The 1,216-nt window shown below is 62.6% G+C and carries 1 protein-coding gene; it reads left to right on the top strand.

What is annotated here, in order from left to right; all coding sequences use genetic code 11:
• Window positions 1-167: 167 nt before the first annotated feature.
• The coding region (locus V6C16_RS13685; protein WP_442886238.1) for an RsmB/NOP family class I SAM-dependent RNA methyltransferase at window positions 168-1,216 on the top strand (1,049 nt) is incomplete at its 3' end.

The raw sequence follows: 1,216 nt of genomic DNA, 5'->3' as shown, positions 1-1,216 counted from the left end.
GCGCCCACGCGGGCACGGATGGGCGAAACCGGCACGGCCGCCACATCCACCCACTATACGCGCAGTTGGCGCGCCGCGCAATATCTAACGGGGACCGTCGCCGTCAGCGCGGAACAAGATATAAAAACCGCTTGCAGCCGAAACCACATCTCCATACTATGCCGCCCATGCAAAAAACCGCCGCCCGTTCGTTTCGTATTGTCTGCAAAAACACGCACACCGCCTCGGTGGAAGCCCTGCTACGCGCCCAGGGCTATGAGTTTGAAACCGAGCCATTTTCCCCCCTGTGCCGCCGCCTTATGGCGGAACCTCGCCCGCTGGGCAGTTCGCTGGCGGCTTTTTTCGGCTATATCTATATTCAGGATCGCTCTTCCATGCTGCCTCCCCTGGCGCTGGCCCCGGAAGCAGGCACTGCCGTACTGGATATGTGCGCCAGCCCCGGCAGCAAAACGGGCTTTCTGGCACAGCTTGTGGGTCCCACCGGCTTTGTGCTCGGCAACGAGCCTTCCCAGGCGCGGCTGGCGACGCTGCGGGCCAACCTGCACCAATGCGGCTTTGTACACACAGGTACCTGCTCATACAGCGGTGATGCCCTGCCCCTGCGCCCCGGCTCGTGGAAAAACATTCTGCTGGATCCCCCCTGCTCGGGATGGGGAACCGTGGAAAAAAATCCTCAGGTGCTCAAGCTCTGGCAGGGAGACAAGCTCGACAGCCTCACAAGCCTGCAGCGCCGTCTGCTGCGCCACGCGGAACGCCTGCTGGCCCCCGGCGGACGCATGGTTTTTTCCACCTGCACCACCAATGTGGCCGAAAATGAAGATCAGGTGCGCTTTGCCGAAGACTATCTGGGGCTTGTGCGCGAATACATTCAGCCGTTTCCCGGCTTTGTCTGGGAAGAGCTGCCCGGCGGCGAAGGCACACTGCGGGTGGACGGCGCACGCTCCCAGGCCCAGGGATTTTATGTGGCCCTTCTGCGCAAACCCGAAAGCGCCTCTTCCACCCACGATCAGACAGATGCGGATATTGCGCCCCTTGCCGGGCTTGCCGGCGGCCCCGGCGCGGCTCTCTCCGATGGGGAAAACGCAGCACCTTCGTTAGCTGATAGAAGCGCGCGAGAAAAAAACAGCGGCCGCCGCCAGAACATGCGCAAAAACAATCGCGTTCCGGCAGGCACGCCCCTGCCCCGGTCGTGCCTTCACGGCTCCACATGCGACCC

The sequence above is a fragment of the Desulfovibrio sp. 1188_IL3213 genome, assembly GCF_036763145.1.
Lineage (GTDB): Bacteria > Desulfobacterota > Desulfovibrionia > Desulfovibrionales > Desulfovibrionaceae > Desulfovibrio.
The sequence above is the reverse complement of the archived record's forward strand: the minus strand, read 5'-3'. Positions and strand labels throughout refer to the sequence as shown.